Source organism: Vibrio tetraodonis (assembly GCF_003350295.1).
GTDB classification, from domain to species: Bacteria; Pseudomonadota; Gammaproteobacteria; order Enterobacterales; family Vibrionaceae; genus Vibrio; species Vibrio tetraodonis.
In genome coordinates, this window is record NZ_QLYY01000006.1 from 78,051 (window position 1) to 100,981 (window position 22,931).

The following is a 22,931-nucleotide window of genomic DNA, read 5'->3' on the forward strand; positions in this document are numbered from 1 at the left end:
TGGCCCACATTATTGAAGGCGGGGCCTCTGCATAGTCGTTGCCGAGTCCTTATGGCTCAAGTTAGGGCCTAAATCTCATATTGCATTGCTTTTTAAGCCGCTTGGCTGCGGCTGACTTATTTTGCTCTGCGTATGTAAATGATAAATGGATCATTATCGATGAGAGAAGGAGAGTAAGCATGGTTTATGTTTCTACATTCCCTAAAAATCCTGTAGGTGAAAATACTTTGTCCAGAGGTTTCATCGATAAATATCAGCAGGTGATACGATGCTTCTTTAGTCGCGATAAACGACTATGGCCCGTGTTTTCTTCTCCCGATATTGAAATGTTGGTTAATGGTCAGAGTCCTTTTTCTAATGAAAAATCCCTACACCTTAGTAAGGCATTAAAGCAACGGGAAGAGATACCAGATGAAATGCAGGCCCAGATTCATGCTTTTGATCCCCTTGCGTTATTCGTCGCTCACCATTGCAAGGATTGGCAGGATCCAAAATCGGTTGAAAATGTCATTTCAACACCCTGTGATCCCGCGATACACGGTGCTATGTTAGCCACAGTCAAAAATCCCAATTTAGTTTACAGTGAATACGCGGGTATGGCCGTTGAGTTGGAAAACATGGTCATTCGTCAGATAGCTTCTCTTGCTGGTTATGATCCAATACATGCTGGAGGATTGTTCACTCAGGGAGGAACATTTTGTAACCTTTACGGTTATTTGTTTGGATTACGCAAGACGTTTCCAACGTCTAAATTCGAGGGTATTGCGGGTAGAAGTTTTTGTATGTTCAATACTGAATCGGGTCATTACTCAAACATGACTAATTTAACTTTGATGGGAATCGATATTGGCAATCAAGTTACTCGGATTCGTATCAATAGAAACAACCAAATTTGTCTCGATGACTTCGAGCGCCAACTGGATGCATGCTTTAAGAAAGGGGTTATGGTCCCGACGATAATGTTAACATGTGGCACTACAGATACTTTTGCTATCGATGATATTAGCTCGGTGCGCCGAACTACTGAACGTTTATGTCGTAAATATCATATTCTCCGTGCTCCTCACATTCATGTCGATGCAGCGGTGGGATGGAGTTTACTCTTCTTTCTTGATTATGATATTGGTACTAACCCTTTGGCGATTAATCCTGCCACGCTAAAGAGCTTGACGTATTTGAAGAGCATGATGAAAGGGTTAAAAGAAGCCGATTCCTTTACGGTCGATTTTCAAAAGTGGGGATATGCGCCCTATACATCCAGTCTGCTTATGGTTAGGGATCGCCAAGATTTTGAGGCATTACGTCAGCAATCAAGCTATTTTTCTTACTTTGAAGATAAGCTCAAGAGTAAAACATATCTTCAGTCAACGATCGAATGTTCCCGAGGAGCAACTGGAGTATTTTCTGCCTATTCAGCTTTACAATTCCTCGGTAAAGAAGGTTATCAGACTATCTTGGCTCATGGGTTACAAAATGCCAATTACATGCGCGCGCAACTCGAAAAGATAGATGGCTGTAAAGTGGTGTGTCCCTCGAATCATGGTCCGTCGGTAGCTTTTCGGTTATATCCAGAACTGAATGGGCCGATATCAGAGGTGTATTTAAACGAAATCGGGCTGAAAGCCAATAAGGCTGATGAGGATAAAATTAACCAAGTATCTTGCTATCATCGGCAACATTTCACTCATAGAAGAGGAAAAGGTCTTAAAACAAATTGGGTAAATTCTATTACTCACACCGAGTATAATCACACTGGTAATTGTTTGGCTATACCGGGTGAAAAGGCGGTTTTTCTCAACCCTTATACCTCAAGAACTGACATTGATGAATTCTGTCGTTTGTTTTACTGATGGTTTATAGCAGGGGTGACGTTAGCCCCCATAGGAAGTGACTTTAGCCTATTCTATAAATAGGGTAGAGCTTGGAGCTTTTTATGATTCAGAATGTACGTCTAGGTTGGGTCGTTACCATCTTGAGTTTTTCTTGCTCGACATTTGCCGAGACGGTCAAACTATTAGAGCTAGATTGGTCAAGTCAACGCGTTCTCACCCATGTTCTTGCAGACATTTTAGAATCGAAAAATGTCAAAACAGAAATTATTGCGATACCTTCAACGCCACAATGGATGTATTTGAGTACAGGAAAAGCAGATATTCAGGTTGAAGTATGGGAAGGGTCTATGGGGCCACAGTACCAATCGTTGCTGGATAAGGCGCTTATAGAGGAGGGGGGAACTCACAAAGCAAAAACGAGAGAAGAATGGTGGTACCCTGATTATGTAGAGGCTCTTTGTCCGGGTTTACCTGATTGGAAAGCGCTGGAGCAATGTCATGAGATATTCGCGGAACCAGGGGAGCAATTTGGCACTTTCTACACAGGTCCTTGGGAAAAGCCTGATAACGCGAGAATAAGAGCCTTGCAGCTTAATTTTAGAGTCGTGGTACTCCCTGATGGCGACTCAATCAATCAAAAAATACATCAGTATGTTTCTCAAAAGAAACCACTGCTCATTTTTAACTGGACTCCTAATTGGGTTGAGTCTACCTACTCGGGAAGCTTTGTCGAATTTCCTCCCTATAGTGCAGAGTGTGAGAAAGATCCGAAATGGGGCATGAATGACAAATATCCTTGGGATTGTGGTAACCCCAAAGGAGGTTGGTTAAAAATTGCTGTCTCTACTGAGCTTAAAGAGCGTTCACACTGTGCTTACAAGGCGGTGCAAAAATTTCAATTGACCAATAGTGATGTTGCTCTCGCGGCGGCGTTAGTTGACATAAATAAATTGGATGTGCCAAGTGCCGCGAAAGAGTGGATGGTGCAAAGAAACGATTACGTTCGTCAGGTTCAACAAGATATTGACTGCCGCTAAAATACACCAACCCCCAACATAGAGCCTCCAGAAACATGAATTCAACTCGATTGACATGCTTTTATGTAATTTGGAAAGCAAGGTTATTGAATATCTATATCTTCTGATTTTAATTTACAAAAATATATAAAAGTTACAACCCTTCGAGTTTTATGTTTTTATATTGTTGTCTTTGTTGTTTTCTATTTGGACGATTGGTCCAAAATAGAGACATTTTACTATACATGTTGATGCTGTGATTTGTGTCTAAATAATAAAGTCTCGTAATGAGTCAGCTTTTATATCTTTTGTAATATTTTTTTCAAAATGTTGCATTGATCGGAGAATTAAGCGGTTTTTTGCTACATTTTTATGGCAAATCGAATCGAGGGTTGATAATGTGTGCTGCAATCTTCGTAAGGTTTTGGTGTTTTGTGCTTAATTATTACACTAAACAATGCTAAATCACTATTTCTTACAAGTAGACTTACGAAGACGTCATGGATGCAAATTGAAAAATTCGGAGTTTACGCATGTACAAGAATAAGATTACTCAAGCCCTTCTTCTTGGGGCGACTATTACCCTTGCCGCCACCCCAACTTTTGCCGCAAATGTAACACCAGGCACTGAACTAGCAAAAACACAAGAATTGGTACGTGGTAACGGTGCAGAAGTTGCATCACTTGACCCCCATAAAACCGAAGGTGTTCCAGAATCCAATGTGCTGCGTGATTTGATGGAAGGACTTGTTATTCAGGATGATATGGGTAAAACCATCCCTGGCGCGGCTGAATCTTGGACAACAGAAGATAACAAAACATTTACTTTTAAAATTCGTAAAGATGCGAAGTGGTCAAATGGCGATCCAGTTACAGCGTACGATTTCGAATACAGTTTCAAACGTGCTGCAGATCCTGCTACGGCTTCACCCTATGCTTGGTACATTGAATATACCAAAATGAAAAATGCCAAGGATGTCATCTCAGGTAAAAAAGACAAAGATGAGCTTGGGGTAAAAGCGGTTGATGCTCAAACTTTAGTCCTAGAAACGGAAATACCGTTGCCGCATCTAGTTAAGATGCTGGCTCATACCACTATGTATCCCGTACACAAAGCGACGGTTGAAAAATATGGTGATAGTTGGACAAAGCCAGAAAACTATGTGTCTAACGGTGCGTACGCACTTAAAGACTGGGTTGTTAACGAAAAGATTGTCCTTGAGCGCAATAAAAACTACTGGGATGATAGCGACACGGTGATTAATCAAGTCACGTATCTCCCGATTGAAAGCCAGAATGCAGAAATGACCCGTTTTCTATCTGGCGAAATTCATATGACAGATGAATTGCCGAATGAACAGTTTCGTCGCCTTGTTAAAGACTACCCACAAAATGTAGCAATTTCACCTTATCTATGCACCTATTACTACGGTTTCAATAACAAGCGTCCTCCTTTTGACGATGCACGTGTACGAAAAGCCCTTTCTTATACCATTGATCGAAATATTGTGACTAAAGCTATTTTAGGCCAAGGTCAGCAGCCAGCTTATGGGTTGACTCATAGCGGAATTACAGGTTTTTCTCCTGATGTGCCAGAGTACGCCCAAATGACTCAAAAAGAGCGCGTGGCTAAAGCAAAGGAGTTGCTCACAGAGGCTGGGTTTAATAGTGGTCACCCACTTGATTTTACTTTGCTATACAATACCGACGATAACCATAAAAAGATTGCGGTTGCAGTACAGTCAATGTGGAAGAAATCACTGGGTCGGTTTGTTAATGTAAAACTTGAAAACCAAGAATGGAAAACATATTTAGAGAGCTCTAAGCAAGGAGATTTTGATGTTCGCCGAGCGGGCTGGTGTGCGGACTATAACGAAGCATCAACCTTCTTAAGTGTCGCCATGACAGACAATGGCTCAAACGATCAAAAGTATTCAAGTGCCATTTACGATAAAGCGATGAATGATGCTGCAACTGTTGCGAAAACTGACGAGGAGCGTAACCAATTTTACGCAATTGCCGAAGCACAATTAGCTAAAGACATGCCAATAGCACCCATATACCAATACGTTAAATCACGTTTGGTCAGTGCTCAAATCGGTGGGTATCCAGAGAAGAACCCTCAGGATAATGTCTACTCGAAAGACCTATACCTTATCAAAAAATAGTTTCTGAGTAACAAACCCAGTGTGCTGATAACGCGTGTTATTGGCACACTGGTTTTTTAGATGTGAGTTGTCTTATGTTAAAGCTAATTTTTTCCCGTGCTCTTGAAGCAATACCCACTTTATTAGTGCTTATTACAGTTTCATTCTTCCTAATGCGTTTTGCGCCCGGTAATCCCTTTTCTTCTGAGAAAACTCTCCCCCCAGAAGTAATGCAAAACATCAACGAAAAATACGGTTTAGATAAGCCTGTTTTTGAGCAATACACCACATATTTAGGTAATATTCTTCAAGGTGACTTTGGCCCCTCCTTTAAATACAAAGATTATAGTGTTAATGAACTGGTCTCTGATGCATTACCAGTATCGGCTAAAGTGGGAACAGTTGCCTTTATCTTTACCGTGATCGTGGGAGTTTTCATTGGAACCATGGCAGCGCTCAAACAGAACACTTGGCTCGATTATACCATTATGTCGACCTCTATGATTGGTATTGTATTGCCGTCTTTTGTATTTTCTCCGGTGCTCATTTATATCTTCTCTATTTGGTTAGGATGGTTTCCTGCTGGAGGATGGAATGGTGGAGCTGCACAATATATGGTACTTCCTGTTCTGGGCATGTCGTTTCTCTATATCGCTACCTTTGCTCGTATCACACGTGGTTCTATGATTGAAACCCTCAACAGTAACTTCATCCGCACTGCAAGAGCAAAAGGCTTAAGTTATAGATACATCATCATCAAACATGCATTGAAACCTGCGCTTCTCCCAGTTGTCTCCTACATGGGGCCTGCTTTTGTCGGTATTATTACAGGGTCAGTGGTGATTGAAACCATATTTGGTTTGCCGGGAATTGGTAAACTATTCGTCAATGCTGCTTTTAACCGAGACTATTCGCTTGTGATGGGAATAACGATTTTAATTGGTTTCCTATTCATTTTATTTAATGCGGTTGTCGATGTTTTGCTAGCGATGATAGATCCAAAAATTCGCTACTAACAAGGAAGTTGGAAGTATGTTAACAAAAAAAGAAAACCTAGAAGCGATAGAGAAATTTTCTGAAGAACTAGAAATTCAAGGTCGCAGTCTTTGGCAGGATGCGCGTATTCGTTTTATGCGAAATCGTGCAGCTATGATGAGCCTGCTTATCTTATTTATTATGACTCTAGCCGTTATTTTTTTGCCTATGGTAGCGCCTTATACCTTCGATGACACGGACTGGTATGCGATGCATGTAGGACCAAGTGCAGAGCATTGGTTTGGCACGGATAGTTTGGGTCGAGATCTTTATGTCAGGACCTTAATAGGGGGACGAATATCACTCATGGTCGGTGTCATGGGCGCATTTGTCGCTGTATTGATTGGTACTCTTTATGGTGCTACATCAGGTTTTATTGGTGGTAGAACCGACCGCGTTATGATGCGCATATTAGAGATTTTGTACGCTGTGCCATTTATGTTTTTGGTCATTGTTTTAGTCACCTTTTTTGGCCGAAACATTATTTTAATTTTCGTTGCCATAGGTGCCATTGCTTGGCTAGATATGGCTCGTATTGTTCGCGGGCAAACCTTGAGTTTGCGTAGCAAAGAGTTTATAGAAGCTGCTCATGTATCTGGTGTGAGTAAATGGAAAATTATTACGCGCCATATTGTACCCAACGTACTTGGTATTGTTGCGGTTTACTCTACCTTACTCATTCCAAGCATGATTTTAACTGAGTCGTTCCTATCCTTCTTGGGATTGGGCGTACAGGAACCAATGACGAGTTGGGGAGCACTGCTTCAAGAAGGCTCCCAAACGATGGAAATCGCCATTTGGCAGCTAATATTCCCTGCGGCATTTATGGTCGTAACACTGTTTTGTTTCAACTATGTTGGTGATGGTTTGCGTGATGCGCTCGATCCAAAAGACAGATAATTAAAAAGCAATAAATTATAAAATCTATAAAGATTAAGGAAGCAATGATGAGCTTATTAGATGTCAAAGATCTGCGTGTTCAATTCACCACTCAAGATGGCATTGTTACTGCAGTTAATGATTTGAATTTTTCTCTTAATCAGGGAGAAACACTGGGTATTGTTGGCGAGTCAGGTTCAGGCAAATCTCAAACTGTATTCGCCATCATGGGCCTTTTGGCGAAAAATGGCATTATTTCAGGTAGCGCTTTATTCGAAGGTAAAGAAATCCTTAATTTGCCAGAAAAAGAACTGAACAGGGTGCGAGCTGAACAAATCGCAATGATTTTTCAAGACCCTATGACGTCCCTTAACCCATACATGAAAGTGAGTGATCAATTAATGGAAGTATTGATGCTGCACAAAGGGATGGGAAAAGCGGAAGCGTTTGAAGAATCGGTGCGTATGTTAGAAGCGGTTAAAATTCCAGAAGCACGAAAACGTATTACCATGTTTCCGCATGAGTTTTCTGGCGGTATGCGGCAGCGTGTTATGATAGCAATGGCTCTGCTCTGCCGGCCAAAGCTGTTAATTGCTGACGAGCCTACAACAGCGCTGGACGTGACGGTTCAAGCTCAAATTATGGACTTGCTAAACGAGCTTAAGCACGAGTTCAATACGGCAATCATCATGATCACTCACGATTTAGGTGTTGTTGCGGGCTCATGTGATAAAGTGTTGGTGATGTATGCAGGTCGAACCATGGAGTACGGCACGGTCGATGAAATCTTCTATCAACCGAGTCACCCCTATGCAGAGGGACTACTCAAAGCGATCCCTCGTCTAGATACTGAAGGTGATATCCTACCAACTATTCCTGGTAATCCCCCCAACCTTCTTAACCTGCCCGCTGGTTGTCCTTATCAAGAGCGTTGCCATCGAGTGATGAATCGTTGTAAGACAGAAGCTCCTGTCCTGACAGCTTTTGAAAATGGTCGTCAAAGAGCATGTTTTTCAGAATGGGAGGCTTGGAAAAGATGAGTACAGACAAGAAGGTAATTTTAGACGTTTCTGATTTAAAAGTTCATTTTAGTATTGCAGCCAAGTCAGCTTGGCCATGGGCAAAACCCGCCAATTTAAAAGCAGTTGATGGTGTAAATGTTCGGTTGTACGAAGGTGAGACTCTTGGTGTTGTCGGAGAGTCTGGTTGCGGTAAATCGACGTTTGCTCGGGCAATTATTGGCTTAGTTGAAGCGACCGATGGTGAGGTGGTTTGGTTAGGTCAAGATCTTACCAAGATGCAGGAAGTTCAGCGCCGCGAAACGCGCAAAGAAATTCAGATGATTTTTCAAGATCCCTTGGCATCATTGAATCCACGTATGACCATAGGCGATATTATTGCTGAGCCACTAGAGACTTTTTATCCTGAACTTTCAAAGCAAGAAGTGAAAGATCAAGTCAAGCGAATGATGATAAAAGTAGGTTTACTACCTAACGTAATCAATCGCTACCCACACGAATTTTCTGGTGGTCAATGCCAGCGAATCGGTATAGCTCGTGCTCTAATTCTAAAGCCTAAAATGATCATCTGTGATGAGCCAGTATCTGCTTTAGATGTGTCGATCCAGGCACAGGTGGTTAACTTGCTCAAAGAGTTACAAAAAGAGCTTGGGCTATCGTTAGTGTTCATCGCACATGATTTATCGGTTGTGAAGCATATATCTGATCGAGTCTTGGTTATGTATTTAGGTAATGCAGTTGAGCTTGGAGAGGCGGAAGCCTTGTTCGACAACCCTAAACACCCATACACACGTGCACTTATGTCAGCCGTTCCTATTCCTGATCCAAAACTTGAGCGCAGTAAGGAGATTGAGATGCTTGAAGGCGATTTACCTTCGCCAATAAATCCACCTTCTGGCTGTGTATTCCGTACTCGGTGTCCACAAGCTACTCAGGCTTGTGCTGAAAGAAAACCATCAATTCAAGGAAACGATGTGCATGCCGTGTCTTGTTTACAAGAGAGTGTATGACACTGATTAACCCATAACCGTCTATTAAAGTTCAAATTATTCGAACAACAAAGCCAACTGATTCTGCTTTTGAATCGGTTGGCTTTTTTTATACTCAACCTAGTTAACATAAAAATGGACACTGAGTTATGGGAAAGTTAGTTGATGGAAAATGGCATGATGTATGGTATGACACGACCAAAAGTGGTGGGCGTTTTATTCGTGAAGATGCTGGGTTTAGAGACTGGGTTAAAAACGACTCGAGTGCAAAATTTCAAGCAGAATCTGGGCGCTATCACCTATATGTATCACTTGCTTGCCCGTGGGCGCACAGAACGTTAATTTTTAGAAAACTGAAAAATTTGGAAAGCCATATTGATGTTACTGTAGTGAGCCCAGATATGATGAGCGAAGGTTGGCTTTTTGCAACTCCTGAACCCTTGTATGGATATACTCGACTGCATCAAATTTATACCCATGCTAACAGTACCTACACTGGGCGTGTCACTGTGCCAGTGTTATGGGATAAGAAGCATCAAACGATTGTAAGTAACGAGTCTGCAGACATTATTCGTATGTTTAACCGCGAATTTAACGAGATTACGGGAAACCACCGAGACTATTACCCGAAAGAACAAGAATTGGCCATTGATGAATGGAATGCTGATATCTATGTGAATATCAACAATGGGGTTTATCGATGTGGTTTCGTCACTACTCAAGACGCTTATGAAGAGGCATTCGAACAGCTGTTCAATGCTTTAGACCGCCTAGACAAGCACCTAGCAACCCATAGATATCTTGTTGGACAGGTTTTGACAGAGGCAGATTGGAGACTTTTCACAACGTTAATTCGTTTTGACGCCGTTTACGTTGGACACTTTAAATGCAACAAACAACGCATTGCTGATTACGTTAATATTTATGGTTACATGAAAGAACTTTATCAAATGAACGGTGTGGCTGAAACCGTGGATTTTTACCATATAAAACGTCACTACTACTTTAGCCATAAGGGCATCAACCCCACTCAAGTTGTTCCTAAAGGCCCAGAACTAGACCTAGAAACTCCCCATGGTCGCGCTGCTGTTTGACTGAGTTCAAGCAGTGACGATTTGGTTACGTCCTTGGTCTTTGGCTTGATATAGGGCAACGTCTGTCTTTTTCATCGTGTCATCGATAGAGATTTTATTATCGATGACAATCAATTTACTTAGGCCACCACTTAGTGTGACATACAATTCATTTGCTTCAATTGGAATGGCTGTTTTACTTAGTGCTCTTCTTATCTCTTCCGCTACTCCAAATGCGCTTTGCATGTTGTCAGAATTAAAAATAATGCAAAACTCCTCTCCACCAACTCGGTACAGGGATTCATCGCCTACCGAGTGGCTAACTGTTTCAGTTACTGCTTTAAGAACCGCATCACCTGCTGCATGTCCATGGGTATCATTGACTCGTTTGAAATGATCGAGATCGAAATGGACTAAATAGTGGTTGTGAGCCAGTAATGGGTTGGTGGCGACATCGGTTTCTAGCGCCAGTCGATTTTTCGCTCCGGTTAATGGATCCCTATGGGCAGCATGACTGAGTTTATCTCTTATTTTTGTTTGCGCATCTTCATGCACGAAAGATATTGCCCAAATTAGAAAATAGGGAATGGTAAAATTAAAAAGTGTATAGGCGGTTGAGCTTACCAGCGGAGGGTAAGATGCGAGTATGGAAATGGTAATGAGATAAAAGCCCAATGTGGCTATTGATGCGGCAACACGATTAAAGAATATATGATAAAGGGCAGGGAAGCAAAAAGCCCAGAAAACTAGAACGGAGTATCCTTCTGCAACCGTCAAACTGTATATCAAAACAGCACTGAGGCCAGCGACCAGAATAACCGAGTACCACTTGTTATGTCTTCCATAGTGAATACTAATGAAGATGTAGATACAAACGAGAGTGTAAATTGAGTCTACTATGCCAAATTTGGGCAAATCCCAAAAAAAGAAGTTAACTATCGTGAAGCCTGTCCCTATGGCGGCTAAAAAGAAGCTGGCGATCTTGAGGACATTTTGCTCAAGATAAACTTTTGAGGCGAGTAGGTTGGATAGCATGATAAAGCCCAAAAAGACGTTTTGGGTAAAGTGTAGCAATAAAAGAAAAGCAGTTGCTTTAGCAACTGCTTTTTCATGCAACTAACCAAGTTAGTTGTGCTCTTGATCAGCTTGTATCGCAGTTAGCGCAATTGTGTAGACAATATCATCGACCAATGCACCACGTGATAAGTCATTGACGGGTTTACGCATGCCTTGCAGCATTGGACCGATAGACACAAGATCGGCACTACGTTGTACCGCTTTGTATGTTGTGTTACCCGTATTGAGGTCTGGGAAGACAAACACAGTGGCTTTACCTGCAACTGGAGAATTAGGTGCTTTAGAAGCCGCAACGTTTTCCATAATTGCCGCGTCGTACTGAAGAGGGCCATCAATAACTAAGTCAGGACGTTTCTTCTTAGCAAGCTTGGTTGCTTCGCGAACTTTATCGACATCTGCTCCTTTACCTGACTCACCAGTGGAGTATGAGATCATCGCAACGCGAGGCTCAATTCCAAATGCAGCTGCAGAGTCTGCCGACTGAATAGCGATTTCTGCGAGCTGCTCAGCCGTAGGATCTGGGTTTATCGCACAGTCACCATAAACCAGTACTTGGTCAGGAAGCAACATGAAGAATACCGACGAGACAATAGAAGCGTTCGGAGCTGTTTTGATGATTTGGAATGGAGGTACTATCGTGTTTGCGGTGGTGTGCACTGCACCAGATACAAGCCCGTCGACTTCATCATTCTCCAGCATCATGGTGCCTAAGAATACGGAGTCTTGCAGCTTTTCTCTAGCAACGACTTCAGTCATGCCTTTCTTACCACGTAGTTCGACTAGTCGAGCGACGTAATTTTCTCGTATTGCATCGGCATCAATAATTTGTACGCCAGAGTTAAGCTCGACGCCTTGCTGCTCTGCAACACGCTTAATTTCTTTTGGATTACCAAGCAGAACACATTCAGCTATGCCACGCTCTGCACAAATCGCCGCTGCTTTAACTGTTCTTGGCTCATCACCCTCGGGAAGAACGATACGTTTTGCTGCCTTGCGCGCAAATTCCGTCAATTGATAGCGGAAAGCGGGAGGACTTAAACGGCGAGATTTGTGTGTGCCTTCAGTGAGTGATTCAATCCAGTTACCGTCGATGTGTCCCGCAACATGCTCATTAATAAATTCAATACGCTCTTTATCATCTTCAGGTACTTCTAAGCTAAAGCTCTGAAGGTTTAACGATGTTTGCCAAGTATTACCTTGAGCTTTAAATATTGGTAATCCCGTGTCAAATGCTGGCTTACAGAGATCACCAATTTCTTCAGGTATGTCGTAGCCACCTGTCAGTAACACGGCGCCAATATCAACACCATTCATGGCTGCTAGTGCGGCCGCTACAATAACATCAGGACGGTCTGCAGAAGTGACAAGTAGAGATCCTGGCTTGAAGTGCTCAATCATATTGGGTAATGAGCGAGCGCAGAAAGTAATGCTCTTTATACGCCTAGTATAGATATCGCCTTGATTGACAATATCGGCTTTTAGATGCTTGGCCATATCAATGGCACGAGTAGCAATGAGATCGATATTCCAAGGAACACAACCTAGTACGCGAATGGGTGATGTATTAAAAATTTCCATCACCTTCATTTCATTTTGTTGTGCACTGTCTGCATCATCAAATATTTCTGAGAGATCAGGGCGAGTGCGTCCTGCTTCGTCCACGGGCGCATTTAGCTTGTTAATGACCACACCCGAAATATTTTTGTTTTTAGTGCCACCAAAGTTTGAACAGGCAACTTCAATGCGCTCTTTAAGCTGGGCAGGGTTATCTGTACCCGGTGTCGCAACGAGAACAATTTCAGCGCCAAGTGTTGCCGCAATTTCTGCGTTGACTTGGTTTGCAAATGGATGCTTGCGCGTAGGGACTAATCCTTCAATTAAAGTTACATCAGAGTCTTTGTTAATTTGGTTATAGCGCTCGACCACTGTTTCAAGCAGTTCATCCATATTATCGTTGCCGATTAAATTTTCAGCGACAGACATGGCTAATGATTGGCCTATTTTCATGTCGCTATTGTGTGCGACTATGGTCGATGTTAGGTCAGGCTGTTCGCCACCTGAACGGGGCTGACAAATAGGCTTGTAGAAGGAAACTTTAACACCTTTACGTTCCATTGCACGCAAGATGCCCATGCTAACACTTGTTAGGCCAACACCAGCGCTGGCAGGGATAAGCATAATAGTACGAGACATTCTTAGAATACCTTTTTCTATCTATATAAGACTTAAATACCGTATTACCTGATTGAAATCGGTGTTAAGTCTAGTAAAAAACCGGCTGACACTTATGCCAGCCGGTTACATTAATTAAAGACCTGATAGGCGAGCTGTATCTTCAGCGATAATTAACTCTTCATTGGTAGAGATAACCATGGCTGGTATTCTGCTGTCAGCAGTGGTAATCGTGCCTTCACCGCCGAAGCGAGCTTTAAGGTTTGCTTCTGAGTCGACTTTAATGCCAAATACGCCTAGACGGTTTAATACCATCTCACGAATTGGGCCTGAGTTCTCACCAATGCCACCTGTAAATACAATAGCATCTAATCGGCCGTCGAGTGTTGATGTATAGCCTGCAACATATTTAGCTAGACGATGACAGAATACGTCCATCGCGCGTGTTGCTTCTTCTTTAGTCCCGTAGTTATCTTCGACGAAGCGACAATCTGAGGTTACTTCCGTCAGGCCAGCTAAGCCTGACTCTTTAGTTAACATATTGTTGATTTTGTCTACCGAGTATCCAAGAGTATCATGCAGGTGGAAGATAATCGCAGGATCTAGGTCCCCACAGCGAGTGCCCATTACCAAGCCTTCAAGGGGTGTCAATCCCATTGAAGTATCTACAGATTTACCGTTTTTAATCGCACACACAGATGCACCATTACCTAAGTGACAGTTGATGATATTCAGTTCAGATTCTGCTTTACCTAGACGGTTTGCTGCTTCACGCGCAATGAAAAGGTGAGAAGTACCATGCATGCCGTAACGGCGAATCCCATGTTCTTTGTATAGGCTATATGGAAGCGCATATAGGTATGCTTCTTCAGGCATAGACTGATGGTAGGCTGTGTCAAATACGGCTGACATTGGTAGGTTAGGGAAGGCCTTTTGAGCCGCTTTAATACCAATAATTGCGGCAGGGTTGTGAAGTGGTGCCAATGTCGCACAATCTTCGATTCCCTTTAATACATCATCATTAATCAATGCTGATTGAGTAAATTTCTCACCACCATGCACGACTCTATGACCAATCGCTTTGAGTTGCTCAGCAAGCTCTGGTTTGGAAGCAAGGATAGTTTCAACGATGAATGAAAGGGCTTCATCGTGGGCTGCACCTTCTCCTAATTGAGCTTCGTGCTTACCATCAAGCTTCCATTTTATACGTGCTTCTGGAAGGAGAAGGCATTCAGCGAGACCTGTTAAGTGCTCGTTGCCGTTTTCGGCATCGACAACCGCAAACTTAAGGGAAGAACTACCGCAGTTTAAAACTAAAACCAGCTTAGACATGAGTGGCTACCTGTAATAATCAGTTAGGATAAAAATCAATCACAAGAATAGAAGAAGCTCGTTCAGAAGCGTACTATTCTTGAGTAAAAAGTCAATTTCCATATATAAAGACAGCAGTGCTGCCTGTCACTGCCCATGCACCCCTTGCAGATAGGCCTCAATAGTTGCTTAAATGCTAAATAACAGCAACAATGAGTATGTAGGCCTGCAATGGATGACGATAATAGTCAATGATAACAAAAAAATTTGAAAGAATATTAATTTTTGTCAACTTATTACGATAAAATTTTAATCCTTAAAATTTTTTTGGTTAGTGCAGGTAGGTTAGTGTAGTGAGAGAGCCCTATGAGTAACAAAGTCGGTTTAGTGCATAACCTTAGAGATGGACAAAAGTACATGGATACTTGGCCTATGCGCAAGGAACTTAATTTGCTGTTCCCAGAACAGCGAATTATAAAAGCCACCAAATATGGGGTGAAAGTAATGCCAGCCATCGCAGCAATCAGCGTGCTCACACAGATGGTATTTAGCAATTATCAGTCAATGCCCCAAGCGGTTATTATCGCTTTATTCGCAATTAGCTTGCCCATTCAAGGAATGTGGTGGCTTGGAAGTCGGGCGAATACGCAACTTCCACCAGCATTAGCGGGGTGGTATAGAGAGATCCATGAGAAAATTGTAGAGAGTGGTCTTGCGTTGGAGCCGATGAAAAAGCAACCTAGATATAAAGAACTTGCCCATATTCTAAATCGCGCATTTCGCCAGCTTGATAAAAGTGCACTTGAAAGGTGGTTTTAAGTTAGCTTTTTTGAATGTATTTGATGTAAAAAAGCGCTCATTAGTTTGAGCGCTTTTTTGTTACTGTCTAACTAAATTAGTTGAACATTGCAATCGCATCGACAGGCTCTACATATTCAAGGTCGAAGCTCTCTGCAACCTCTTTACAGGTCACTTTACCGTGAATGACATTTAGCCCTTCTAGGAAACCTTTATCTTCTAGCAATGCTTCGCGATAGCCTTTGTTCGCCAACTTAACAATGTATGGTAGGGTGGCATTGTTGAGAGCGAATGTAGAAGTGCGAGCAACAGCACCTGGCATATTCGCAACACAATAGTGCACAACATCATCCACAATGTAGGTTGGATCCGCATGTGTTGTGGCATGAGAAGTTTCGAAACAGCCGCCTTGGTCAATCGCAACATCAACAACGGCTGCCCCAGGTTTCATTTTCGCAATGTGTTCTTTAGTGACGAGTTTTGGAGCTGCCGCGCCAGGAATTAATACTGCGCCGATAACAAGATCTGCGTCTAATACATGTTTTTCTATTGCATCTTCAGTTGAGTAGACAACCTTAGCGCGACCCTGAAACTCTTCGTCCAAACGGCGAAGTGTATCAACATTGCGGTCTAAGATGGTTACGTCTGCACGTAAACCAACAGCCATACGAGCCGCATTAGCGCCAACTACGCCACCACCAACTACAACAACTTTTGCTGGTTCAACACCAGGGACGCCACCAAGAAGTAGACCGCGTCCACCGTGAGATTTTTCTAAAGTTTGTGCGCCAGCTTGGATTGACATGCGGCCTGCTACCTCAGACATAGGTGCAAGTAGTGGTAAGCGACCCATATTATCTGTTACAGTCTCATACGCTATGCAGACAGCTTTGCTCTTGATTAGCTCTTCAGTTTGTGGAAAATCTGGTGCTAGGTGCAAATAGGTGAATAATATTTGCCCTTCACGGAGCATTGCACGTTCAACAGCTTGAGGCTCTTTAACTTTTACAATCATTTCTGCTTGCGCAAAAACGTCAGCAGCAGTAGGAAGAATGGATGCGCCTACAGCGATGTAATCATCGTCGGAAAAACCAATGCCTGAACCGGCTTTGGTTTCGACAAAAACCTGATGGCCTTGCGATACTAGTTCACGAACGCTCGCTGGGATCATGCCAACACGGTACTCATGGTTTTTGATTTCCTTTGGTACGCCAATGATCATCCTGACTCCTCATTTTATATTGGTTGTTTTAACTATAATGGTTATATTAACTATGTGTAGGGGAATTCTATCGAATTAATATCTAGTATAGATATGATTGAATAAAATTTGATACTGAATATTAAAAAGTTGTAGTATATTTTTTTGCAAGGAAGTAATAAGGTGGAATAAAAAATGGCAGACAACAATAAGAAGCCGTCTAAGGATCTTGACCGTATTGATCGCAACATTCTTAATGAGTTGCAAAAAGATGGTCGTATTTCAAACGTTGAACTGTCCAAACGAGTTGGTCTTTCACCAACACCGTGTTTAGAACGTGTTCGTCGTTTGGAGCGTCAAGGGTACATTACAGGCTACACAGCCTTACTTAATCCGCAATTTCTTGATGCGTCACTATTGGTTTTTGTTGAGATTACATTGAACCGTGGAGCACCAGACGTGTTCGAGCAGTTCAATACAGCGGTACAAAAACTTGATGATATTCAAGAGTGCCACTTAGTTTCAGGTGATTTTGATTACTTACTGAAAACTCGCGTATCGGATATGAGTGCCTACCGGAAATTGTTGGGTGATACACTTTTACGCCTTCCCGGAGTTAATGACACAAGAACTTATGTCGTTATGGAAGAAGTGAAGCAAACAAATCAGTTAGTGATTAAAACACGCTAAGCTTTAGGTATTGGCATAGGCCTTTCGGTATTCTGACTTAAGGCAATTGGGTTTTAAGTCCTGATATGGTTAAATTAATAGTCCGGGGGGCGTGGCTTCTCGGGCTATTTTTTTCTTAAAGTGTTAACCAAATAGGTAGGTTTTATTGCTCATGATACCTAGGTTGGTACCAAGCATTTGATAAGTATAAGTAGGTTATGTTCAAAGACAGCAAAAATAAAGTTGAAACCATCATTAAAACTGGGGATGAGTCACAAGTATCACGCCTCGATGGCCCCCAGCGCTTAAAAGAGTGCAGCTTCATTGTGACAGTATTGGCTTCAATCTTGTTGTCAGTGGCACTATTAACATTTAGTCCAGCTGACCCATCTTGGTCGCAGACTGCATGGGGAGAAGATATTCACAATGCGGGAGGTATTGTGGGGGCATGGATTGCTGATACCCTATTTTTCACTTTTGGTTCCTTAGCATACACAATCCCCATTATTGCAGCAGCCACTGCTTGGGTTGTCTTCAGTAAACGTGAAGAGAGCGATCCGATTGATCTCTTGCTGTGGGGAACGCGATTGTTAGGCCTAACGGTTCTGGTCATGACCAGCTGTGGGCTTGCTGATATCAATTTCGATGATATTTGGTACTTTTCCTCGGGCGGCGTGGTAGGTGATGTGCTAACAAGCTTGTCGCTACCTATACTCAACATCCTTGGAACCACATTGGTATTCCTATTTCTATGGGGAGCGGGTTTTACCCTGCTCACAGGGATTTCATGGCTGACGATTGTTGACAGGCTCGGTGAGTGGACAATTTATCTTCTTACGGTAGCAGCTAATAAAGTGCGCCGGGAAAAAGATGAGCTTATTCAACCTCAACTGACAGAACCAGAAGAAAATAATGGTTTGTCTGCACAAGAGCCTGAACTTAAGACTGGCTCTGTTCTCGAAACAGAACAGCGGCAAGAAAGGCAATTTAATATCCATATACCTGATTCTGAGCCTGCTAAGTCAGAGGTTATTGAGGTAGAAGCTGCACCTGATGTATTTGATAACGATATTGAGCCTATGTTCGAGCGGACTAAACAGCTAGATGCGACCATTGAAGAGCTAGATGCAGCCGCTCAACATGAGAATGATTATGCGCCTCAAGAAAGTGAGGATGTTAGTACTATTCCATCAGAGCACTATGATGTGGGTACTCAAGAACAATCACAAGTTGCGAAAGTAGAAAATGAGCAGCTCTCTGAACCGTTCAAAGATGACCCGCAAGATTTTCCGATCATAGAATCCACAGAATTGGAACAGCTCGATATAGATGACAAATTAGAGATGATGGAGCCAAAGATCTCTACATTTGATGTTGCTGAAGAAGAAAACCTTGATGTTTTGGAGGCCGAGCCACTTTCATTGAATCAAAATGTTGACGATGATTCTGCCGCTTTTCAAGATATTGTCGCTGAAGCTCAAGCTAAGGTTGCCGCTAAGCAAAATCCTTTCCTTGTTCAGCAAGAAGTAAATCTACCAAAACCGGCAGAGCCTATGCCAACATTAGAGCTGCTTTATCATCCAGAAAAGCGTGAAAATTTTATAGATCGTCAAGCTCTAGAAAACATTGCGAGGCTTGTTGAATCTAAACTTGCGGATTACAAAATAAAAGCAGAGGTTGTGGGCATATTCCCAGGTCCAGTGATTACTCGATTCGAGCTGGATCTGGCGCCAGGTGTTAAAGTCAGCCGTATTTCAGGCTTATCGATGGACTTGGCACGTTCGCTGTCTGCAATGGCAGTTCGTGTTGTAGAGGTTATTCCCGGCAAACCTTACGTTGGACTAGAACTGCCGAATATGAGTCGTCAGACGGTTTATTTTTCTGATGTTATTGCCAGTACTCAGTTTGCTGACGCTAAATCACCAACAACGGTTGTGTTGGGGCAAGATATTGCAGGTGAAGCTGTCGTGGCAGATTTAGCCAAAATGCCACATGTGCTTGTCGCGGGCACTACGGGCTCCGGTAAATCGGTTGGGGTGAATGTCATGATTCTGAGTATGCTTTATAAAGCGACGCCAGAAGATGTGCGTTTTATTATGATCGACCCCAAAATGCTCGAACTGTCGGTCTATGAAGGCATACCTCACCTACTATCTGAAGTTGTCACCGATATGAAGGATGCTTCAAATGCACTTCGTTGGTGTGTTGGAGAGATGGAACGTCGCTATAAACTGATGTCGGCACTCGGGGTTCGAAATATCAAAGGCTTTAATGATAAATTGAAGCTGGCAGCGGAAGCGGGCCATCCAATCCATGATCCTCTATGGCAAGATGGTGATAGCATGGACGAGCTTCCTCCGTTATTAGAGAAGCTTCCTTATATTGTTGTTATTGTCGATGAATTTGCCGACTTGATGATGGTCGTTGGCAAAAAAGTTGAAGAACTTATTGCTAGATTAGCTCAAAAAGCTCGTGCTGCCGGTATTCACTTGATTCTAGCGACACAGCGCCCCTCCGTTGATGTTATTACAGGCTTGATCAAAGCGAATATTCCGACGCGGGTTGCCTTTACTGTTTCTACTAAAACTGACTCACGGACCATCTTGGATCAAGGAGGAGCCGAATCCCTTCTCGGGATGGGTGACATGCTTTATTTACCCCCAGGGTCCAGTCATACGGTACGAGTGCATGGGGCGTTTGCATCTGATGACGATGTACATGCTGTGGTGAGTAACTGGAAAGCCCGAGGTAAACCGAATTATATCGATGAGATAACCCATGGAGATCAAGGCCCAGAAGCATTGTTACCGGGTGAGAAACCTGAAGGTGAAGAAGAAATGGATCCGTTATTCGACCAAGTAGTTGAGCACGTCGTTCAATCTCGCAGAGGCTCGGTATCTGGTGTTCAACGTCGGTTTAAGATAGGTTATAACCGAGCGGCTCGAATTGTGGAACAGTTGGAGTCTCACGGAATTGTTAGCGCACCAGGACACAATGGCAATCGTGAAGTTTTGGCTCCTGCGCCGGGGAGAGAAGTCAATTAGTTAGTGACGGATTAAGTTATGGCTTGATAGAAAAAGCAAGAGTTGTGAAGCTCTTGCTTTTTCTTTTTCAAATCTGGTTGAGCTATTTTTCTTTCACAAATTGAGCAATAGTGATTAACGCCAGAGCAACGAGATTACCTGCAAAGATAACTGCTAACCACTGTGGCATAGATAATCCCAATAATTGCCACACGACTTTACTGCAATCACCATAGGCTTCAAATAGCCATGGCGCCCATTGATTAATTGGAGCCCAATCAGGAAACCTCACAAATAGATCGCAAGTTGCAAAAGGAGAAGGGTTAAACTGATAATCCACGTGTTCTAATGCCAACATTAGACCCTTATATGCACTCGCACCCCAAGCGATAAGCCCTAACCAGCGAACCCAAGTATTACTTGGCGCTAGAAGGCCAATCAATGCAGCGCCGCCAACCGCAAACATTGCGACCCGTTCGTAAATACACATCACGCAAGGTGATAACAGCATAACATGTTGAAAAAATAGGGCACTGGCTTCAAAAAAAATGACCGAGGCTAACAGCAAAAGCCAAGCAAGACGAGTTTTAGAAAAGGTATTGAGGATACGAAGGATGTTCACAGATCTGTCCTGTTATAAAAAAGCTCTGACTAATCAGAGCTTTTTACCTCGTAAAAGTTTCACGTTCAACTAAAACTTTTACACTCAGTGATTTGAACGCTATATGCAACCATACTGTTTTTTAGTGCCCACTTGGTATGATTTGAGTCGGGACTTCTGAATGCGGAGCAATCCACCCTAATTCATAGAACCAAGCTGTCATAGGCTCTACAAAGAAAACGATTCCAGCGAGGCCAACCAGTGTTAACACCACAGTATAAGGCAACGCCATTATGACCATGCGTCCATATGAAAGTCTGATTAATGGCGCGAGTGCTGATGTCAGCAAAAATAGAAATGCGGCTTGGCCGTTTGGCGTGGCGACTGATGGAAGGTTTGTTCCTGTGTTAATGGCAACAGCAAGTAGGTCAAACTGATCACGTGTGATAATACCTTCCACTAGAGCAGTCTTAACTTCGTTAATATAAACTGTGCCCACAAAAACATTGTCTGAAACCATAGAGAGAAGACCATTGGCAATATAGAACAATGCTAACTGTGCTCCTTTATCTTCAACATGCAATACAGTATCGATCACTGGCTTAAAAAGCTGTTGGTCAATAATGACAGCGACAATGGAAAAGAACACGGCAAGAAGGGCAGTAAAAGGGAGCGCTTCTTCAAATGCTTTACCTAGTGAATGTTCTTCGATAACACCAGTAAATGATGTAGCTAAAATAATAACAGACAAGCCTATCAAGCCAACCGCCGCTAGGTGAAGTGCTAGGCCTAGAATTAACCAGATGGCAATGATGCCTTGAATCCAAAGTTTGGCAACGTCCTGTTTTGTGCGACTTTTTCGCTCTTGTCGATCAAAATCGACCAATATTTTGCGTACGTTATCAGGTAACTGGCTACCGTATCCGCAGATTTTTAATTTTTCTACTAGGATGCTAGTCAAAAGGCCAAATACAAATACAGGTGCGGTAACAGGCAGCATGCGAATGATAAATTCACCAAACTGCCAGCTTGCTTGATCAGCTATGATTAAATTTTGTGGCTCCCCAACCATGGTCATCACGCCCCCGAGAGCCGTACCAACACCAGCATGCATTAGCAACGAACGTAGAAAAGCTCGGTAGTTTTCTAAATCGTCTCGAGTTAACTCACATAGATGGTCATCCTTGGTATGGTCATGAGAAGCACTGGAGCGTATGCCAGAGGCAACTTTGTGGTAGATAGCATAGAAGCCGACAGCCACACTAATCACAACTGCAATCACGGTTAATGCATCCAAAAATGCTGACAAAAATGCTGCAGCAAAGCAGAAAGCAACAGAAAGTAGGCTCTTAGAGCGAATACCGAGTAAGATCTTGGTAAAGATAAATAGTAACAACTGCTTCATGAAGTAAATGCCTGCCACCATAAAGATCAGCAAAAGCAAAACTTCAATATTAGCGACCAGCTCATGCTTAACTTGTTCAGGACTCGTCATTCCAATCGCAATCGCTTCTATAGCGAGCAGCCCTCCAGGCTGGAGTGGATAGCACTTTAATGCCATGGCTAAGGTGAAAATGAATTCAGCTACCAGCAGCCATCCTGCTACAAAAGGGTCAAAAAAGAAAAAAACAATAGGGTTTATTAACAGGAATAAAATAATGGCAACTTTATACCAATCTGGTGCTTTGCCTAAGAAGTTCTTAATGAAAGCATTGCCGAGCGACATTGGCATGATATTGATACTCTTAAATGTTGTGATGAATAGACACTTTGGGTGCTTATCACTCAGAGCCTGTAGAACATTGGTTCGTATTCGTCCCCAAAAAGGTAGGGTGTTGACAATATAAATGTTTCAACAGACATTACTCATCAGTTACTTAGCTTGAAAATGATGGTTTCTATCATTTGATCCCGCTAAGCTATTTCCCGAGAAAAACAAGCACTCCTTACTTTGGTCGCAACTCTACTCCTCACGTTAATTTAGTCAATAATAAACACGCTAATGATAAAAATCATAGCGGACTTTTATCTAAAAACGGGATCCCAGTTGCGTTAAAAAGGGCTAAGAGTTGTGAAAAAAAACAATTCA

Annotated in this window: 17 protein-coding genes; 11 read left to right on the forward strand and 6 right to left on the reverse strand. The window is 42.6% G+C overall.

Going from position 1 to position 22,931, the window contains the following annotated elements; genetic code table 11:
- Window positions 1-179 precede the first annotated feature (179 nt).
- From DPF90_RS02610 to DPF90_RS02645, 8 genes are all read left to right on the forward strand, one after another.
- On the forward strand, window positions 180-1,850 hold the full coding sequence (locus tag DPF90_RS02610; RefSeq protein WP_114784408.1) for a pyridoxal phosphate-dependent decarboxylase family protein: 1,671 nt from the start codon (window positions 180-182) through the stop codon (window positions 1,848-1,850).
- 83 nt (window positions 1,851-1,933) lie between these two features.
- Window positions 1,934-2,869: an ABC transporter substrate-binding protein gene (locus DPF90_RS02615; RefSeq protein WP_114784410.1), complete on the forward strand. Its 936-nt coding sequence runs from the start codon at window positions 1,934-1,936 to the stop codon at window positions 2,867-2,869.
- Window positions 2,870-3,381: 512 nt separating this feature from the next.
- Complete coding sequence (locus DPF90_RS02620; RefSeq protein WP_114784412.1) at window positions 3,382-5,016, forward strand: ABC transporter substrate-binding protein; 1,635 nt, start codon at window positions 3,382-3,384, stop codon at window positions 5,014-5,016.
- 74 nt (window positions 5,017-5,090) lie between these two features.
- Window positions 5,091-6,011 carry an oligopeptide ABC transporter permease OppB gene (gene oppB, locus DPF90_RS02625; protein ID WP_114784414.1) on the forward strand — a complete coding sequence of 307 codons (921 nt, stop codon included), beginning with the start codon at window positions 5,091-5,093 and terminating at the stop codon, window positions 6,009-6,011.
- A gap of 16 nt (window positions 6,012-6,027) precedes the next feature.
- Complete coding sequence (oppC, locus tag DPF90_RS02630; protein ID WP_114784416.1) at window positions 6,028-6,930, forward strand: oligopeptide ABC transporter permease OppC; 903 nt, start codon at window positions 6,028-6,030, stop codon at window positions 6,928-6,930.
- Between the two features lie 47 nt (window positions 6,931-6,977).
- Entirely contained in the window at window positions 6,978-7,949 is a 972-nt protein-coding gene (gene oppD, locus DPF90_RS02635) for an ABC transporter ATP-binding protein (protein ID WP_240314452.1), read from the forward strand.
- Window positions 7,946-8,938, forward strand: coding sequence for a murein tripeptide/oligopeptide ABC transporter ATP binding protein OppF (oppF, locus tag DPF90_RS02640; protein ID WP_162813983.1), 993 nt, complete (start codon window positions 7,946-7,948; stop codon window positions 8,936-8,938). Before oppD ends, oppF begins: the two co-directional genes overlap by 4 nt.
- A gap of 128 nt (window positions 8,939-9,066) precedes the next feature.
- Window positions 9,067-10,011 carry a glutathione S-transferase family protein gene (locus DPF90_RS02645; RefSeq protein ID WP_114784422.1) on the forward strand — a complete coding sequence of 315 codons (945 nt, stop codon included), beginning with the start codon at window positions 9,067-9,069 and terminating at the stop codon, window positions 10,009-10,011.
- A 6-nt stretch (window positions 10,012-10,017) separates the two neighbouring features.
- Here DPF90_RS02645 and DPF90_RS02650 read toward each other — a convergent pair whose 3' ends face one another.
- From DPF90_RS02650 to DPF90_RS02660, 3 genes are all read right to left on the reverse strand, one after another.
- On the reverse strand, window positions 10,018-11,025 hold the full coding sequence (locus DPF90_RS02650; RefSeq protein WP_114784821.1) for a GGDEF domain-containing protein: 1,008 nt from the start codon (window positions 11,023-11,025) through the stop codon (window positions 10,018-10,020).
- A 90-nt stretch (window positions 11,026-11,115) separates the two neighbouring features.
- On the reverse strand, window positions 11,116-13,260 hold the full coding sequence (pta, locus tag DPF90_RS02655) for a phosphate acetyltransferase (RefSeq protein ID WP_114784424.1): 2,145 nt from the start codon (window positions 13,258-13,260) through the stop codon (window positions 11,116-11,118).
- Window positions 13,261-13,374: 114 nt separating this feature from the next.
- Window positions 13,375-14,571 (reverse strand): acetate kinase, encoded by a 1,197-nt coding sequence (locus tag DPF90_RS02660; RefSeq protein ID WP_114784426.1) that lies wholly within the window; start codon window positions 14,569-14,571, stop codon window positions 13,375-13,377.
- Window positions 14,572-14,916: 345 nt separating this feature from the next.
- On the opposite strand from DPF90_RS02660, the gene yfbV reads away from it, so the two are divergent.
- Window positions 14,917-15,369, forward strand: coding sequence for a terminus macrodomain insulation protein YfbV (gene yfbV / locus DPF90_RS02665; RefSeq protein ID WP_114784428.1), 453 nt, complete (start codon window positions 14,917-14,919; stop codon window positions 15,367-15,369).
- 76 nt (window positions 15,370-15,445) lie between these two features.
- On the opposite strand, the gene ald is transcribed toward yfbV, so the two are convergent.
- Complete coding sequence (gene ald, locus DPF90_RS02670) at window positions 15,446-16,570, reverse strand: alanine dehydrogenase (RefSeq protein WP_114784430.1); 1,125 nt, start codon at window positions 16,568-16,570, stop codon at window positions 15,446-15,448.
- A gap of 174 nt (window positions 16,571-16,744) precedes the next feature.
- Between ald and lrp the strand changes: the two genes are divergently transcribed.
- A complete protein-coding gene (gene lrp / locus DPF90_RS02675) occupies window positions 16,745-17,239 on the forward strand; it encodes a leucine-responsive transcriptional regulator Lrp (protein WP_114784432.1) in 495 nt (164 codons plus the stop codon).
- A gap of 197 nt (window positions 17,240-17,436) precedes the next feature.
- The gene (locus DPF90_RS02680) at window positions 17,437-20,262 is read left to right on the forward strand and encodes a DNA translocase FtsK (RefSeq protein WP_114784434.1); all 2,826 of its coding nucleotides are present in this window, start codon (window positions 17,437-17,439) and stop codon (window positions 20,260-20,262) included.
- 82 nt (window positions 20,263-20,344) lie between these two features.
- Here the strand turns inward: DPF90_RS02680 and dsbB are convergent, their stop codons facing one another.
- Together dsbB and nhaB are read right to left on the reverse strand one after the other, a co-directional pair.
- Complete coding sequence (gene dsbB / locus DPF90_RS02685; RefSeq protein WP_114784436.1) at window positions 20,345-20,863, reverse strand: disulfide bond formation protein DsbB; 519 nt, start codon at window positions 20,861-20,863, stop codon at window positions 20,345-20,347.
- 121 nt (window positions 20,864-20,984) lie between these two features.
- Entirely contained in the window at window positions 20,985-22,574 is a 1,590-nt protein-coding gene (gene nhaB / locus DPF90_RS02690; protein WP_114784438.1) for a Na(+)/H(+) antiporter NhaB, read from the reverse strand.
- Window positions 22,575-22,931: the final 357 nt, after the last annotated feature.

Bases quoted from the DNA above. Each gene is read 5' to 3' on its own strand.
- lrp (WP_114784432.1), top strand. From the start codon at position 16,745: ATGGCAGACAACAATAAGAAGCCGTCTAAGGATCTTGACCGTATTGAT.
- pta (WP_114784424.1), bottom strand. From the start codon at position 13,260: ATGTCTCGTACTATTATGCTTATCCCTGCCAGCGCTGGTGTTGGCCTA.
- yfbV (WP_114784428.1), top strand. From the start codon at position 14,917: ATGAGTAACAAAGTCGGTTTAGTGCATAACCTTAGAGATGGACAAAAG.
- oppD (WP_240314452.1), top strand. From the start codon at position 6,978: ATGAGCTTATTAGATGTCAAAGATCTGCGTGTTCAATTCACCACTCAA.
- ald (WP_114784430.1), bottom strand. From the start codon at position 16,570: ATGATCATTGGCGTACCAAAGGAAATCAAAAACCATGAGTACCGTGTT.
- DPF90_RS02610 (WP_114784408.1), top strand. From the start codon at position 180: ATGGTTTATGTTTCTACATTCCCTAAAAATCCTGTAGGTGAAAATACT.
- DPF90_RS02660 (WP_114784426.1), bottom strand. From the start codon at position 14,571: ATGTCTAAGCTGGTTTTAGTTTTAAACTGCGGTAGTTCTTCCCTTAAG.
- oppF (WP_162813983.1), top strand. From the start codon at position 7,946: ATGAGTACAGACAAGAAGGTAATTTTAGACGTTTCTGATTTAAAAGTT.
- oppB (WP_114784414.1), top strand. From the start codon at position 5,091: ATGTTAAAGCTAATTTTTTCCCGTGCTCTTGAAGCAATACCCACTTTA.
- oppC (WP_114784416.1), top strand. From the start codon at position 6,028: ATGTTAACAAAAAAAGAAAACCTAGAAGCGATAGAGAAATTTTCTGAA.
- DPF90_RS02680 (WP_114784434.1), top strand. From the start codon at position 17,437: ATGTTCAAAGACAGCAAAAATAAAGTTGAAACCATCATTAAAACTGGG.
- DPF90_RS02645 (WP_114784422.1), top strand. From the start codon at position 9,067: ATGGGAAAGTTAGTTGATGGAAAATGGCATGATGTATGGTATGACACG.
- DPF90_RS02620 (WP_114784412.1), top strand. From the start codon at position 3,382: ATGTACAAGAATAAGATTACTCAAGCCCTTCTTCTTGGGGCGACTATT.
- DPF90_RS02650 (WP_114784821.1), bottom strand. From the start codon at position 11,025: ATGCTATCCAACCTACTCGCCTCAAAAGTTTATCTTGAGCAAAATGTC.
- nhaB (WP_114784438.1), bottom strand. From the start codon at position 22,574: ATGCCAATGTCGCTCGGCAATGCTTTCATTAAGAACTTCTTAGGCAAA.
- DPF90_RS02615 (WP_114784410.1), top strand. From the start codon at position 1,934: ATGATTCAGAATGTACGTCTAGGTTGGGTCGTTACCATCTTGAGTTTT.